This window comes from Pseudomonas sp. RW407 (assembly GCF_003176655.1).
In the GTDB taxonomy this organism is placed as follows: Bacteria; Pseudomonadota; Gammaproteobacteria; order Pseudomonadales; family Pseudomonadaceae; genus Pseudomonas; species Pseudomonas delhiensis.
Genome location: NZ_QGSL01000091.1, coordinates 214,118 through 228,832 on the forward strand (window position 1 = coordinate 214,118; position 14,715 = coordinate 228,832).

Sequence of the window (14,715 nt, forward strand, 5' to 3'; positions counted from 1 at the left end):
CGAGGTCCCGGCCATGCCACTGAGCAACGACAACCTGATCCGCCGCATCCACCGCGAGCTGCTCGACCACAGCGACGAGGAGCTGGAGCTGGAACTGCTGGAGGACGTGCACAACCTCGACGAGCTGTTCGACGATCACATTCCCGATGGCGACGAGGAGAAGATCGCCCGGCGCCGCTACTTCAGCGAGCTGTTCCGCCTGCAGGGCGAACTGGTGAAGCTGCAGAGCTGGGTGGTCAAGACCGGGCACAAGCTGGTGATCCTCTTCGAGGGCCGCGACGCGGCGGGCAAGGGCGGGGTGATCAAGCGCATCACCCAGCGCCTCAACCCGCGCGTGTGCCGGGTGGCCGCGCTGCCGGCGCCGAACGACCGCGAACGCACCCAGTGGTACTTCCAGCGCTACGTCTCGCACCTGCCGGCGGCGGGGGAGATCGTGCTGTTCGACCGCAGCTGGTACAACCGCGCCGGCGTCGAACGGGTGATGGGCTTCTGCAACGACGAGCAGTACGAGGAATTCTTCCGCAGCGTGCCGGAGTTCGAGCGCATGCTGGCGCGCTCGGGCATCCAGCTGATCAAGTACTGGTTCTCGATCACCGACGAGGAACAGCACATGCGCTTCTTGAGCCGCATCCACGACCCGCTCAAGCAGTGGAAGCTCAGCCCCATGGACCTGGAGTCGCGGCGGCGCTGGGAGGCCTACACCAAGGCCAAGGAAATCATGATCGAGCGCACCCACATCGCCGAGGCACCCTGGTGGGTGGTGCAGGCCGACGACAAGAAGCGCGCGCGGCTGAACTGCATCCACCACCTGCTGGGCCAGGTGCCCTACGAGGAGGTGGCGCATCTGCACGTCGAACTGCCGATGCGCCAGCGCCATGCCGACTACGTGCGCATTCCGACGCCGGGGGAGATGGTGGTGCCGGAGCATTATTGAGTCCGCTCCAGGGGCCGGGCGCGGCGTAGGGCGAATAACGCCCCAGGCGTTATCCGCCGTTTGACCTTGGTTACCGGCCCGCTCGGTTCCGGGCTTGGCGCTGGTCACGCATTTCCCCCGGCTCGACCGAGGCAGGGTCGATGAGCAAGGTGAGGCGGCGTATAACCGCGAACGGTTATACGCCCTACGCCAGGGCGACCTTTGTGCGGGGCCGCCGCTTGGCCTGGCTTGCCGGGCGCTCGTGGCTCGACAGACATAAATTGTCACACTTGCCCGTCATGCTGGCGCGGTCATTCCCCGCAACCGGATTTTCCCGCATGACTAGCGAAACCCTGGCCAGCGCCGCCGCCGTCGAAGGCCGCCCGCACCTGGACGGCAAGCCCGGCCGCCTCACCGCCCTGGCGTTCTATGCGTTGCTGGCCGTCGGCCTGCTGTTCTCCGCCTGGAGTCTGGTCCACGACGTCGACGAGGTGGCCAGCGCGGTCACCACCTGGACGCCTTTCCTGCTGCTGGGCGTGGCCCTGCTGATCGCCCTCGGGTTCGAGTTCGTCAACGGCTTCCACGACACCGCCAACGCGGTGGCCACCGTCATCTATACCCATTCGCTGCCGCCGCACTTCGCGGTGGTCTGGTCCGGCTGCTTCAACTTCCTCGGCGTGCTGCTCTCCAGCGGCGCGGTGGCCTTCGGCATCATCGCCCTGCTGCCGGTGGAGCTGATCCTGCAGGTCGGCTCCTCTGCCGGCTTCGCCATGGTCTTCGCCCTGCTGATCGCCGCCATCCTGTGGAACCTCTGCACCTGGTGGCTGGGCCTGCCGGCGTCGTCCTCGCACACCCTGATCGGCTCGATCATCGGCGTCGGCGTGGCCAACGCGCTGATGCACGGTCGCGACGGCACCAGCGGCGTGGATTGGGCGCAGGCGAGCAAGGTCGGCTACTCGCTGCTGCTCTCGCCGCTGATCGGCTTCGTCTGCTCGGCGCTGTTGCTGCTGGCCCTGCGCCTGCTGGTGAAGAACCGTGCGCTGTACAAGGCACCCAAGGCCAAGGCGCCGCCGCCGTGGTGGATCCGCGGCCTGCTGGTGCTGACCTGCACCGGGGTGTCCTTCGCCCACGGCTCCAACGACGGGCAGAAGGGCATGGGCCTGATCATGCTGATCCTGATCGGCACCGTGCCCATGGCCTACGCGCTGAACCGCACCATCCCGGCCGACCAGACCACCGCCTTCGTGGTCCTCGCCGAGGCCACCCAGCAGGGCCTGCTGCGCAGCACCCAGGCCACGGCGCCGGCCGACCCGCGCCCGGTGCTCTCGGAATACATCCGCAGCCATGAGCTGAAGCCGGCCCTGGTGCCCTCGCTGGCCGCGCTGACCGGCAGCATAGGCGCCGAGGTGAAGAACTACGGCAGCCTGGCCAAGGTGCCCGCCGAGGCCATGGCCAACGTGCGCAACGACATGTACCTGGCCTCCGAGACCATCCGCGTGATGGACAAGGACAAGGCCGGCGGCTTCGACGCCGACACCCAGGCGCGCCTGCAGGCGTTCAAGGGCAAGATCGACGACGCCACCCGCTTCATCCCGCTGTGGGTGAAGATCGCCGTGGCCATCGCCCTGGGCCTGGGCACCATGGTCGGCTGGAAGCGCATCGTGGTGACCGTCGGCGAGAAGATCGGCAAGAGCCACCTGACCTACGCCCAGGGCGCCTCGGCCGAGGTGGTGGCGATGCTCACCATCGGCGCGGCCGACATGTACGGCCTGCCGGTGTCCACCACCCACGTGCTGTCCTCCGGCGTGGCCGGCACCATGGCGGCCAACGGCTCGGGCCTGCAGATGCGCACCATCCGCAACCTGCTGATGGCCTGGGTGCTGACGCTGCCGGCGGCCATCGTGCTGTCCGCCTCGCTGTACTGGCTGTTCACCCGGTTGTTATGACGGACCGCCCGTTTCGAAGCGCCGCCCCTCGGGGCGGCGTTTTCGTTCATGGGTGCGGTGTGTGGAGTACCCGTAGGAGCGGGCCCTGCCCGCGATATCGCGCGCAGGGCGCGCTCCTACATGGGAATGGCGTGGGCGGGGCAACCCATCCTATGAAGAGCGCCTCGGCGCAGTCGGTAACTAGGGTGGCATACGGAAATTCCCTTCATCCACCTGCTTGAAATATCGAACGACCGGTGCGTATTTTGTACGGGTCGCACAGCCTGTGCGGCCGTATTACAAGGATAAGAAGTCATGACTAGCGAAGGACGCAGCCCGCTCGCCGAGCACCTGGCTGGAGTCGAAGAGATCGAATGCGTCACCCCCGACCTCAACGGGGTGCCGCGCGGCAAGGTGATGACCGGCGAGGGCTTCCTTTCCGGGCGGCGCCTGCAGCTGGCCCGCGGCGTGCTGCTGCAGTGCATCATGGGCGGCTACCCGCCGGCGCGCTTCTACGGCAGCGACGACGGCGACCTGGCCCTGGTGGCCGAGCCCACCCAGGTGCACCGCCTGCCCTGGAGCGACACCCCGCGTGCCCTGGCCATCTGCGATGCGGTGGAGCTGGACGGCCAGCCCTCCGGCCTGTCCAGCCGCGGCCTGCTCAAGCAGGTGGTGGCGCGCTACGCCGAGCATGGCTGGCAGCCGGTGGTGGCCACCGAGCTGGAATTCTTCGTCTTCGCCCCCAACCCGGACCCGCAGCAGCCGTTCCAGCCGCCACTGGGCCTGGACGGCCGCCGCGAGATGGGCCACTCGGCGTTCAGCGTTTCGTCCAACAACGGCCTGCGCCCGTTCTTCGAGGACGTCTACCGCTGCATGGCCGCGGTGGGGCTGGAGCGCGACACCTTCATGCACGAGATGGGCACCAGCCAGTTCGAGATCAACTTCCTGCACGGCGACCCCGTGCTGCTGGCCGACCAGACCTTCCTGTTCAAGCACCTGCTCAAGGAGGTGGCGCTCAAGCACGGCCTGCTGGTGGTCTGCATGGCCAAGCCGCTGGCGCACACCCCGGGCAGCTCCATGCACATCCACCAGAGCGTGGTGGACGGCGAGGGCCGCAACATCTTCAGCGACGCCGATGGCGAGGCCACCCCGGCCTTCCGTCATTTCATCGGCGGCCTGCAGGCCTGCCTGGCCGACTTCACCCTGCTGTTCGCGCCCAACGTCAATTCGTTCCAGCGCCTGTGCCACCCCTACGCCTCGCCGAACAACGCCTGCTGGTCCCACGACAACCGGGCCGCCGGCCTGCGCATCCCGGCCAGCCCGCCGGTGGCGCGGCGGGTGGAGAACCGCCTGCCGGGCGCCGACGCCAACCCCTACCTGGCCATCGCCGCCAGCCTGGCCGCCGGCCTGCACGGCATCGAGAACGAGCTGGAGCCCGGCACGGCCATCCAGGGCGAGTTCGAGGTGCCGGACGAGCTGCTGCTGCCCTGCACGATGTACGACGCATTGCGCCGCCTGAAGCGCAGCGAGCTGGCGCGGCGGATGTTCGGCGCCGAATTCGTCGATGGCTATGCGGCCAGCAAGGAGATGGAGCTGACCAGCTTCTTCGACGAGATCAGCCCCTGGGAGCGGCGCGTTCTCGCTGCCCAGGCGTGACCTGCGCGGGGCCCGCCACGGCGGGTCCCGACCACCGGCTTTGCCGTGGACGACGCCTTCCACCGCGTACCCGTCATGGGGCTCGACGCGCCTCGCGCCAGGCTCTAGGCTGGTAGCGAACGCCCGCCTTCGCGCGGGCGGCTTTGTGTAGTACGGCGGCGCCCTGCCGCCCGTCTTGGACCGGAGGTCCGATGCGGATTTTCACTGCCTTCCGTGCGCTTTACTTCGCCACCCTCACCCTGCTGACCGGCTCCGGCCTGCTGAGTACCTACCTGGGCCTGCGCCTGGCCGCCGAGAAGGTCGACGGCCTGTGGATCGGCGCCATGATGGCGGCCTACTACCTGGGCCTGGTGCTGGGCGGCAAGATCGGCCACCGGCTGATCGCCCGGGTCGGCCACATCCGTGCCTACGTGGCCTGCGGCGGCCTGGTCACCGCGGCGGTGCTGGGCATCGGCCTGACCAGCTGGCCGGCGATCTGGCTGCTGCTGCGAACGCTCATCGGCCTGGGCATGATGTGCCAGTACATGGTCATCGAGAGCTGGCTCAACGAGCAGGCCGAGGCGCGCCAGCGCGGCGCGGTGTTCGCCGGCTACATGGTGGCCTCCTACCTGGGGCTGGTGGCCGGCCAGCTGATCCTGGTGGTGCACCCGGGGCTGGGGCCGGACCTGCCGATGATGATCGCGCTGGCCTTCGCCCTGTCGCTGATCCCGGTGTCCATCACCCACAAGGTCCACCCCGCGCCGTTGCGCCCGGCACCGCTGGAGCCGCGTTTCTTCATCCAGCGGGTGCCGCAGTCGCTGACCACGGTGCTGGTCTCCGGGCTGGTGATCGGTTCCTTCTACGGCCTGGCGCCACTGTACGCCACCGAGCAGGGCCTGAGCGTCGAGCAGATCGGCGTGTTCATGGGCGTATGCATCTTCGCCGGGCTGCTGGTGCAGTGGCCGCTGGGCTGGTTGTCGGACCGCTACGACCGCGCGCTGCTGATCCGCAACGCCGGCATCCTGCTGCTGGTGTTCGCCTTGCCGCTGGCGGCGCTGCCGTCGCTGCCGATGGAGGCCATGGTGCCCATGGGCTTCATGGTCTGCCTGGTGCAGTTCACCCTCTACCCGCTGGCGGTGGCCTTCTCCAACGACCACGTCGAGGGTGAACGGCGGGTATCGCTGACGGCCATGCTGCTGGTCACCTTCGGCGTCGGCGCCTGCATCGGCCCGCTGGCGACCGGCGCGCTGATGCGCGCCTTCGGGCCGAACATGCTCTATGCCTTCGCCGCGACCTGTGCGCTGATCGTCATCTGGCGCGTGCGCCCGGAGAAGGTCAGCGGCCTGCACCGCGTCGACGAGGCGCCGGTCAAGCACGTGCCCACGCCGGACAGCCTGGCCACCTCGCCGCTGTCGGCGGCGCTCGACCCGCGGGTGGCCGACGAGACGGTGACGGAGCAGATGAAGACCGCTCCGGCGCCGGCGGAGCCCGAGGCGCCTGCCGTGGCCGAGGAGGAAGAGGAGAGCCGGCCGGGGTAGGGCAGGGGAAGGGAAGCGCCCGCTGGCTGGCGGGCGCTAGAACAGCTCGTCTTTCTCGAAGCGCCGCGCTTCGCGCTGCAGCTGGTAGACGAAGCGTTCGATGTGGCGCTGCTCCAGGCCGCTCATGCGGTTGAAGCGCAGCCCGGCGAAGCTCGTGTTGACCTTCTCGTCGAAGTGCACGTGGCGCAGTTCCACTTCCACGGTGATGGCGCCGAACGGCAGGCGGGCGGTGAAGCGCTCGTAGAGCTGGCCGGGTTGCAGGCGCTCGTGCACGTCGCCGGCGAAGCGCACCTTGCAGCCGGTGGCGGAGATGTCCAGCAGGTTGCCGGTCAGGGCGGCCTTGAGCTTGTCGCCGGCCAGTTCCACGGTGACCGGCTGGGTCTGCTTGAGGGTGGCGCGGTAGGCGTTGCGGCGCTGGTGGTAGAGCATTTCCGGCGGCATCGGCAGCCAGTAGCAGCGGGCGCCGTCGAGTTCGCTGAACTGCGCGCCCTGCTGGCATTCCCAGGCGATCCGCACGCCTTCGTGAAAGGCTTCGATGCGGAAGCTCTCGCCGTTCTGCAGGAAACGTTCCCCGTCATTGGGAATCAGTTCGTCGAGGGCCACGCGGTTGCGCTCGCGGTCCACCGCGACGACGAAGCTCTGGAAACGCTGGTTGCGCTCGGCGAAGCTGATCACCAGCGGGTCATGGCTGTCCATCAGGATTCGCAGGTTGGCCTGGATCTCCACGGCCGCCTTGAGCGTCTTCGGCGGTTGCGGGCCATTTTCCTCGGCGAACGGGCTTGCCACGGTCCTACGATCTCCAGATGTATTTATTGTGGGAATTTTCTTTTGCAAGGCGATGGCATTCTGCCGCATCGCCTGGCCGGGCGCCAGGGCTCAGGCCTGGCTGAGGGGACGTTGGCGGTTGCCCTGGGTCGCGCCGCCGCGGCGGTCGTAGAGGCTGGGCGTGTCCTGGCCGCGGAGGATGTCCAGCAGGCGCCCGGTGGCGTGCTGGTCGTTGCGGATGACGCGGCCGTTGCGCAGGTTGGCCTGCTGGCACTGTTCCAGCAGCGCCGCCAGGCGCTCGCTGAGTTCGACGGTGGTCGGCGCCACCTTGCCCTGGGCGGCCAGCGCGGCGAGGCCGGCGCGGTCGCTGCTGACGCCGGCCTGGCGCAGTGCCTCGCTGCGCTGGCGGCCATTGCGCTCCAGCTGCTGGAGCAGCGGCAGCTTGCTTTCGAGCAGGCCCTGCAGGCGCTCCAGGTCACGCGCCTCGAGGGCGTGGAATTCATCCTCGATCAGCTGCAGAAGAGCCTCGGCGGCGCCGATATCCTCGGTGATCAGGTGGAGCAGGCTGGCGTTCGGCATGGCGGCTCGGCGTTCAGGGCGTCCTTGGAAAACCCCGCGCTCAGCGCTGGGATTCGAAGTCGAGCAGTTTGCCGGCGACTTTCTGGCTGTCGACCTGGTAGCTGCCATCGGCGATGGCCCGCTTGAGCCGCGCGACCTTTTCCGAGTCGACGACGGGTTGGTCTTTCAGCTGGTCGCTGGCTTTCTGCAATTGCTGGGCGGTGCTGCTCAGTTGCACGGACTCACCGCTGCCAGTGGCCTGCGCGCTGCCGGCGCTTTCGCTGCCGGCGGCTTCGCCACGGCCGGCCTGGGGCTTGCCGGTGCTGCCGGTGGAGACCGGCGCGCCGGCATTGTTCAGCCGGTTGAAGTCGATGACCATGGTAGTGAACCTCTGCGGGTTTAGGACGCTTGCCTGTAGGTTTCGGCTGACATCCAGAAAACTTTAGGGCGGTTTTTCGTGCACCTTCGCACAGTTTAGTGAAGGCGGGCGCGCCAGCGCCAGACTTCCGCCGCTAGAGCGTGACCTGCACCGCGCCTGGTTCCACCACCCGGGCCCTGATGATGCGCTGCGAACGCAGGTTGCGCACGCGTATCTGCTCGCCGGGCACCCCGTCGGCCATGGCTTCGCCGGGCATCACCACGTTGACCGTGCCGGTTTGCGCGCGGATCACCACCTGGTCGCCCTTGCGCACTGCCGCGGCCTGTTCGAGGAACACCGGGGCGAGGATCTGGTCGCTGACCGTCGGTCGCTTGAGCTTCTGCCCGACGGCCTGCTGCGGGTCGGTCAGGTAGCCCTGGCTGAGCAGGCCGATGTCGCGCTCCACCAGGCTGATGTCGCCCGGCTCCAGCACGTGGTCGCGCTTGAGCGGCAGGGTGGTCACCAGCACCTGGCGGAACAGCTTGACCTGGGCCGGCACGTACACCGACCAGGGCGAGGAACCGTCGCAGCGCACCAGCACCGAGACGCGTCCCACGGGCTGCGCGGGGCTTTCCAGCGATTGCGTCAGGTCCTTGTCGCAGGCCGCCAGGCGCAGGCGCGGGTCGATGCGTGCCACTTCTATCTCGTAGCGCGCGTCGATACCGCTGCGTTGCAGATAATCTTCCACCTTGAACTCAAGAAAGCCCTGGGTGGAGCCGATAAGAATCTCGGGCGCGGTAAAGTCGTCGGCCCAGGTCGGACCCGGGGCGAATGCGCCCAGCATGCACAGCACTCCACAGAGTGACCGGGCATGGGCTCGGGGCCGTCGGAAAAACGTCGTTGGCAGTTTCATGCCACGACTTCAAGCAAGGCTCGTGCCGATTGTCGCCATGCGCGGCACGGCGGATACGAAGGGGGCGCAATGGCCGGAGTCATGGATTCGGTCAACCAGCGGACGCAGCTGGTAGGGCAGAATCGTCTCGAACTGCTGCTGTTCCGGCTGGATGGCAGCCAGTTGTACGGCATCAACGTGTTCAAGGTGAAGGAGGTACTGCAGTGCCCGCGCCTGACCGTGATGCCCAAGTCCAGCCCGGTGGTGCGCGGGGTGGCGAACATCCGCGGCGGCACCATCCCGATCCTCGACCTGTCGATGGCCACCGGCCGTCGCGGCCTGCGCGAGATCAACAACAGCTTCGTGATCATCACCGAGTACAACACCAAGGTGCAGGGCTTCCTGGTGCATTCGGTGGAGCGCATCGTCAACATGAACTGGGAGGAGATCCATCCGCCACCCAAGGGCACCGGCCGCGAGCACTACCTGACGGCGGTGACGCGGGTGGACAAGCAACTGGTGGAGATCATCGACGTGGAGAAGATCCTCGCCGAGGTCGCGCCCACCAGCGAGGACATCTCCGAAGGCGTGATCGACGCCGACACCCAGGCCCAGGCGGTGAGCAAGCGGGTGCTGGTGGTGGACGATTCCTCGGTGGCGCGCAAGCAGCTGATCCGCTGCCTGGAGACCGTGGGCGTGGAAGTGCTCGCGCTCAATGACGGACGCCAGGCGCTGGACTACCTTCAACAGATGCTTGCCGCTGGTGGCAATCCGGGCCAGGAATTGCTGATGGTGATCTCCGACATCGAGATGCCGGAAATGGATGGCTACACCCTGACCGCGGAGATTCGCCACGATCCGCGGCTGCAGGACCTGCACATTCTCCTGCATACTTCGCTGTCCGGGGTGTTCAACCAGGCGATGGTGCGGAAGGTCGGGGCCAACGACTTCCTCGCCAAGTTCCGGCCCGATGACCTGGCGGCGCGTGTCGTCGAGCGCATCAAGGCGGCGGACGCACGCTGAGGAGGGCACTTCGGGGTAGTCTGCAACGGCCGGGGGCGACCCCGGCCGCCTGGCGTCCGGACCGGCGCCGGGCCAACTGGAAAGAGGCGTGATCGGTGACATCGACCAACATGGAATTCGAGCTGTTCCGGGATTTCCTGGAGAAGGCCTGCGGCATCGTCCTGGGTGCCAACAAGCAGTACCTGGTCGCCAGCCGCCTGAACAAGCTGATGGAGCAGCAGGGCATCAGGAGCCTGGGCGAGCTGGTGCAGAAGATCCAGGTCCGCAGCCAGCTGCGCGAGCAGGTGGTGGATGCCATGACCACCAACGAGACCCTCTGGTTTCGCGACACCTATCCCTTCGAGGTGCTGAAGAACCGCATCCTCGCTGAAATGATCAAGGCCAGCCCGGGCCAGCGCCTGCGCATCTGGTCGGCGGCCTGCTCCTCGGGGCAGGAGCCCTACTCGCTGTCGATGACCATCGACGAGTTCGAGAAGACCAACCTCGGCCAGCTCAAGGCCGGCGTGCAGATCGTCGCCACCGACCTCTCCGGCTCCATGCTCAACGCCGCCAAGGCCGGCGAGTACGACAGCCTGGCCATCGGCCGCGGGCTGTCCCAGGAGCGCCTGCAGCGCTACTTCGACGCCAAGGGGCCGGGGCGCTGGGCGGTGAAGCCGGCGATCAAGGGCCGCGTCGAGTTCCGCGCGCTGAACCTGCTGGAGAGCTACGCCACCCTGGGCAAGTTCGACCTGATCTTCTGCCGCAACGTGCTCATCTATTTCTCCGCCGAGGTCAAGCGCGACATCCTGCTGCGCATGCACGCCCAGCTCAAGCCCGGCGGCTACCTGTTCCTCGGCGCCTCCGAGGCGCTCAACGGGCTGCCGGAGCATTACCAGATGGTGCAGTGCAACCCGGGGATCATCTACAAGGCCAAGTAGCCAGGCGTTACGCCGGGCGCACGTCCCTGTAGCCCGCTGGGCTCTCGCGACATCCATGTCGCACGACCTCCTGAGCGCGGCTCTGCGTAGGGCGCATAACGCCTACGGCGTTATCCGCCGCGGCCGTCGGGCACCGGCGTTCCGGCCAACGGCGGATAACCGCGAACGGTTATTCGCCCTACGGTCGAGCACGGTCGTAAGCGGGCCCTGCCCGCGATTTCGCGCGCAGGGCGCGCTCCTACAGGGAAGCTACGCAGGTGGGGATAGCGTAGGAGCGGACCCCGCCCTACGAACTATCGCGAACGCGGGAACCACAGGGTTCGCGAGCAAGCTCGCTCCTACAATTCCAGGGAGGTACGGTCGTAGGAGCGGGCCCTGCCCGCGATTTCGCGCGCAGGACGCGCTCCTACAGGGAAGCTACGCAGGTGAGGTGGTGTAGGAGCGGACTCCGTCCGCGATAGGCCCAGCGCCGGCCCTGCCGGCGAAATCGCGGATAAATCCGTGCCTACGGGAAACATGCTTCACAACCACCGAAACCGCCCATCCGCGAGCTGCTCCAACGCCGCCTGGCGCTGCGCCGCGGGCAGGGCGCCGAGCCTTGCGGCCTGGACGTAGAACGCCGGCCAGTCGCCGTCGACCTGGCGGTACAGCGCGGCGAAGGCCGGCACCCACTGGTCGTAGAGCGCGAAGGGCAGCAGCGTGGCGTTGTTCAGCGGCCCGTCGACCCAGCCGTCGAACAAACCCTTGCCGCCCCAGCGCCGGACCACCAACTGCCGGTATTCGCTACGCAGGCGCTCGAACTCGGCGGCCTTGCGCGCCCGCATGGCCTCCGGCGGCAGGCCGCTGGCGTAGAGCGCCTGCAACCGCGCCCGGGTCGCCAGCACCAGGGCCGCCAGCGCCTCGCGCTGCCGCGGCCCCGTGTCCACCGGCAGCGGTTGCCCGCGGGAAGCCAGCCACTGGCGCAGCCCCTCGCGCTGCACGAAGACCGCCAGGGACTCGTTGAAGGCGGTGTCGCCGGGCAGGTACAGGCGCTGGTGGGCCAGTTCGTGGAAGATCAGCTCGGCCTGGTGCGCCTCGTCGCCGAGCATGGTGCTGAGGATGGGCGCGTCCTCGCGCCCGGGGATGGTGAAGGCCGCGGCCGCGCCTATGCAGGTGTCCAGACCCTGGCGCTGCAGCTCGGCCGCCGCGCGGCGGGCGGCGTGGGGATCGTAGAAGCCCAGGTAGCTGACGCAGCCGGCGCGGGGAAAGCAGCGGTCGCGCGGCCGCAGGGAGAACTCGTCGGTGGCGAACAGGTTCCACACCGCGTAGTCCCGGCCCAGGTCGGCGTAGCGGCGGTAGCTGGCGTTGTCCGGCAGGTCCAGGCGGCGGCTGGCGAAGTCGCGGGCGGCCACGGCGGCGGCGAGCAGGCGCCGGGTGCGCGCATCGGTGCCGGGGTCGGCCAGCACCTCGGCCACCGGCAGGGCGTTGGCCAGCACTTCCCGCTGGCCCTGGTGCAACTGCTCCTGGTAGCTCTCGGCGGCGCAGGCCATCAGCAACGGCAGGCACAGGCAAGCCAAGGCGCAGGGGGCAAAGCCCATGGCGCACCTCCATGCCCGTTGACCCGGGGCAGGGGGGCCATGAGGGCCCGCGGAAAGTCAAAAAAACGACGATCTACGGGTGAGATTAGCGCAGGCTGACGAATTCACCGGTTTTCAGTCGCTCCAGGGCCGCCTGGCGCTGTTCCGCGGGCAGGGCGCCGAGCTTTTCGACCCGCGCATAGAACGCCGGCCAGTTGCCGCCCACCTGACGCAGCAGGGTGGCGAAGGCCGGCACCCACTGGTCGTAGAGGCCGAAGGGCAGCAGCTTGGCGTTGTTCAGCGGGCCGTTCACCCAGGCGTCGTAGGGGCACTTGCCGGCCCATTCGCGCTGGCACAGCGCGCGGTAGTCGCGGCGCAGGCGCTCGAATTCGGCGGCCTTGGCGGCGCGCTTGTCGGCTTCGGGCAGGTCGCGGGCATAGAGTTCCTTCAGACGCTCGCGGGTGTCCAGCACCAGGCGGGTAAAGCCTTCGCGCTGGCGCACGCGGCTGGCCTGCTCCGGCGGCAGGCCGCGGAAGGCGCGCCAGCGGCGGCCGCCCTCCTGCTCGACGAAGCTGGCATAGGACTCGTTGAAGGCGGTGTCGCCGGGCAGGTAGAAGCGCTGGTGGGCCAGCTCGTGGAACAGCGTCTCGGCCAGGCGCTGGTCGTCCCAGCGCAGCATGCTGCTGATGATCGGGTCGTCGAACCAGCCGAGGGTGGAGTAGGCCTCCACGCCGCCGACGTAGACGTCCCAGCCCTGCGCCTTCAGGCGCTGCGCCTCGGCCTTTGCCCCGGCCTCGGCGTAGTAGCCGCGGTAGGCCACGCAGCCGGCGATGGGGAAGCAGTGGGTGAGCGGCTGCAGCGACAGCTCCGGCGCGGCGAACACGTTCCACACCACGTAGGGCCTGCGGATATCGCTGTACAGGCGGTAGCTGCGGTTGTCCGGCAAGGCCAGCTCGGCGCTGGCGAAGGCGCGGGCCTCCTGCGACAACGCCAGGCGCTGGCGCAGCCTGGCGTCGCGGGCAGGGTCGGCGACCACCTCGACCACCGGTTCGCGGGCCGCCAGCAACTGCAGCTGGCCGCTGCCCAGCTGGCCGTAGTAGCCGGCGCTGGAACAACCGCCCAGCAGGAAGAACGCCAGGCAGGGAACCCAGCGGGGCAATCGGCGGTCGAGAAACGCAATACACGGGCGGGCGGGCATGCGCGGCACATTAGCACAGGCCCCTCACCGCCGCTGCCTCGCACAACAAGACTGCCCTGGAGTGTACCCATGCGCCCGCTGCTGCTCGCCACCGGCCTGCTCGTCCTGAGCGGTTGCTCGCTGATCCTGCCGCAACCCGACCCCAACCGTGCCTGGATCGACCTCGACACCACCGGCCAGAGCGACCTCTCGGCCCTGGAGGTGGACGACAAGCCCTGGCACAGCACCCGCTACTTCGAGGTCGACCCCGGCCAGCACGAGTTGCGCGTGCGCTACCAGTTCCAGGTCGAGCCGCAGAACATCGGCTCCGAGGCCGCGGTTTCCGAGGCGATGTGGCGCGACTGCCAGCTGACCCTCAAGTACAAGGACTTCGGCGCCGGCCAGCGCTACCGCCTGGAGACCGGCAGCATCGGCTTCTACCCCTGGGCGCGGCTCTACGACGACCAGGCCAACGAAATCGCCCGCGGCCGCACCGGGCGCTGCGAGAAGGTCTGAGCCACGCGCCGCGGCGCCGCCCAGGGGGTATGCTGGAAGGATTCCCCGCTTCGAGCGACACCGCCATGCGCAAACTTCCGCTGCTGTTCCTGCCGGCCCTGCTGGGTGCCTGCGCCGGCCCGCTGCCGGCCCACGACCCGCAGCTGGCCTGGGTCGACCTCTACACCCAGCCGGCCAACACCCTGCTCGCCGAGCGCCTGGACAAACAGGTGCTGCGCGACGGCCGCTTCTTCCAGGTGCCGCCGGGCAAGCACGAGCTGGAGGTGCGCTACCAGTACGAGATTCCCGGGGGAGGCGGCGGCGGGCTGGCGATGAGCGACAACACCACGCAGATCACCTGCCGCGTGTGGCTGACCTACGACAACTTCGCCCCCGGCCAGCGCTACCGCCTGGAAGTGCGCCCGCAGCTGCGCAAGGCCCTGGCCCTGCTCACCGACGCCAACGGCCAACTGGTGGCCAAGACCGACTTCCAGGGGCGGATGGACTGCGGGCTGTTCTGAGCCGGGCGGCTCAGTCGTCGTTCTTCTGGTAGATGATCTTGCGCGTGCCGCCCTCGCAGCTGCCGACCACCATGCTGGGGTCCTTCACCTCGGCGTTGGTGACTATCTCCAGGGTGTAGGCGGTCACCCCGGCGGACTGGATCTTGGTCTCGATCTCCGCCTTGAGTTCCTCGCACGGCTTGGTCTTCGCCTGGGCGGCGCCCGCGCAGGCCAGGGCCAGCATCAGCACGGCGAACTTGCTCACGGTCATGGCATTCCCTCGTCAGCCCCACCACGGGGCGCCCTATCCTAACGAGAGACAGCGCGGCGGCGACAGAGTGCCCGACGGCAAAAGGGGCGCCACTCAGGCTGTGTGAAAAACCGAGCGGCTCTTCGAAGAGCGCGTTCCTACGTGAAATCTGAAGAGGCTTGGCTATTCAGCCAATCCAGAATCCACGTAGAA

General features: G+C 68.3%; 15 protein-coding genes. 8 read left to right on the forward strand and 7 right to left on the reverse strand.

Features of this window, described 5'->3' with window-relative positions:
• Nucleotides 1–13 precede the first annotated feature (13 nt).
• From ppk2 to DK254_RS13310, 4 genes are all read left to right on the forward strand, one after another.
• On the forward strand, nt 14–934 hold the full coding sequence (gene ppk2, locus DK254_RS13295) for a polyphosphate kinase 2 (RefSeq protein WP_109934145.1): 921 nt from the start codon (nt 14–16) through the stop codon (nt 932–934).
• A gap of 317 nt (nt 935–1,251) precedes the next feature.
• Complete coding sequence (locus DK254_RS13300; RefSeq protein ID WP_109934146.1) at nt 1,252–2,859, forward strand: inorganic phosphate transporter; 1,608 nt, start codon at nt 1,252–1,254, stop codon at nt 2,857–2,859.
• A gap of 396 nt (nt 2,860–3,255) precedes the next feature.
• The gene (locus tag DK254_RS13305) at nt 3,256–4,494 is read left to right on the forward strand and encodes a glutamine synthetase family protein (protein WP_177412072.1); all 1,239 of its coding nucleotides are present in this window, start codon (nt 3,256–3,258) and stop codon (nt 4,492–4,494) included.
• A 191-nt stretch (nt 4,495–4,685) separates the two neighbouring features.
• Complete coding sequence (locus DK254_RS13310) at nt 4,686–6,011, forward strand: MFS transporter (protein WP_109934148.1); 1,326 nt, start codon at nt 4,686–4,688, stop codon at nt 6,009–6,011.
• A gap of 36 nt (nt 6,012–6,047) precedes the next feature.
• Here DK254_RS13310 and DK254_RS13315 read toward each other — a convergent pair whose 3' ends face one another.
• The 4 genes from DK254_RS13315 to flgA form a co-directional block, all read right to left on the reverse strand.
• Nucleotides 6,048–6,797: a flagellar brake protein gene (locus tag DK254_RS13315; RefSeq protein WP_109934149.1), complete on the reverse strand. Its 750-nt coding sequence runs from the start codon at nt 6,795–6,797 to the stop codon at nt 6,048–6,050.
• Between the two features lie 90 nt (nt 6,798–6,887).
• Nucleotides 6,888–7,355, reverse strand: coding sequence for a flagella synthesis protein FlgN (locus DK254_RS13320; protein ID WP_089391808.1), 468 nt, complete (start codon nt 7,353–7,355; stop codon nt 6,888–6,890).
• A gap of 40 nt (nt 7,356–7,395) precedes the next feature.
• Nucleotides 7,396–7,713 carry a flagellar biosynthesis anti-sigma factor FlgM gene (gene flgM / locus DK254_RS13325; protein WP_109934150.1) on the reverse strand — a complete coding sequence of 106 codons (318 nt, stop codon included), beginning with the start codon at nt 7,711–7,713 and terminating at the stop codon, nt 7,396–7,398.
• Between the two features lie 133 nt (nt 7,714–7,846).
• Nucleotides 7,847–8,536 (reverse strand): flagellar basal body P-ring formation chaperone FlgA, encoded by a 690-nt coding sequence (gene flgA / locus DK254_RS13330; protein WP_109934151.1) that lies wholly within the window; start codon nt 8,534–8,536, stop codon nt 7,847–7,849.
• A gap of 138 nt (nt 8,537–8,674) precedes the next feature.
• On the opposite strand from flgA, the gene DK254_RS13335 reads away from it, so the two are divergent.
• Together DK254_RS13335 and cheR are read left to right on the forward strand one after the other, a co-directional pair.
• Nucleotides 8,675–9,607: a chemotaxis protein CheV gene (locus tag DK254_RS13335; RefSeq protein WP_109934152.1), complete on the forward strand. Its 933-nt coding sequence runs from the start codon at nt 8,675–8,677 to the stop codon at nt 9,605–9,607.
• Nucleotides 9,608–9,717: 110 nt separating this feature from the next.
• Nucleotides 9,718–10,524 (forward strand): protein-glutamate O-methyltransferase CheR, encoded by an 807-nt coding sequence (cheR, locus tag DK254_RS13340; RefSeq protein ID WP_371921145.1) that lies wholly within the window; start codon nt 9,718–9,720, stop codon nt 10,522–10,524.
• Nucleotides 10,525–11,045: 521 nt separating this feature from the next.
• Here cheR and DK254_RS13345 read toward each other — a convergent pair.
• On the reverse strand, nt 11,046–12,101 hold the full coding sequence (locus DK254_RS13345) for an aminopeptidase (protein ID WP_109934153.1): 1,056 nt from the start codon (nt 12,099–12,101) through the stop codon (nt 11,046–11,048).
• A gap of 85 nt (nt 12,102–12,186) precedes the next feature.
• Nucleotides 12,187–13,278: an aminopeptidase gene (locus tag DK254_RS13350; RefSeq protein ID WP_109934154.1), complete on the reverse strand. Its 1,092-nt coding sequence runs from the start codon at nt 13,276–13,278 to the stop codon at nt 12,187–12,189.
• Between the two features lie 69 nt (nt 13,279–13,347).
• Between DK254_RS13350 and DK254_RS13355 the strand changes: the two genes are divergently transcribed.
• Entirely contained in the window at nt 13,348–13,773 is a 426-nt protein-coding gene (locus tag DK254_RS13355) for a hypothetical protein (protein ID WP_089392758.1), read from the forward strand.
• Nucleotides 13,774–13,838: 65 nt separating this feature from the next.
• Nucleotides 13,839–14,273 carry a hypothetical protein gene (locus DK254_RS13360; RefSeq protein ID WP_109934155.1) on the forward strand — a complete coding sequence of 145 codons (435 nt, stop codon included), beginning with the start codon at nt 13,839–13,841 and terminating at the stop codon, nt 14,271–14,273.
• Between the two features lie 10 nt (nt 14,274–14,283).
• On the opposite strand, the gene DK254_RS13365 is transcribed toward DK254_RS13360, so the two are convergent.
• Nucleotides 14,284–14,496: a DUF1161 domain-containing protein gene (locus tag DK254_RS13365; protein ID WP_099049091.1), complete on the reverse strand. Its 213-nt coding sequence runs from the start codon at nt 14,494–14,496 to the stop codon at nt 14,284–14,286.
• Nucleotides 14,497–14,715: the final 219 nt, after the last annotated feature.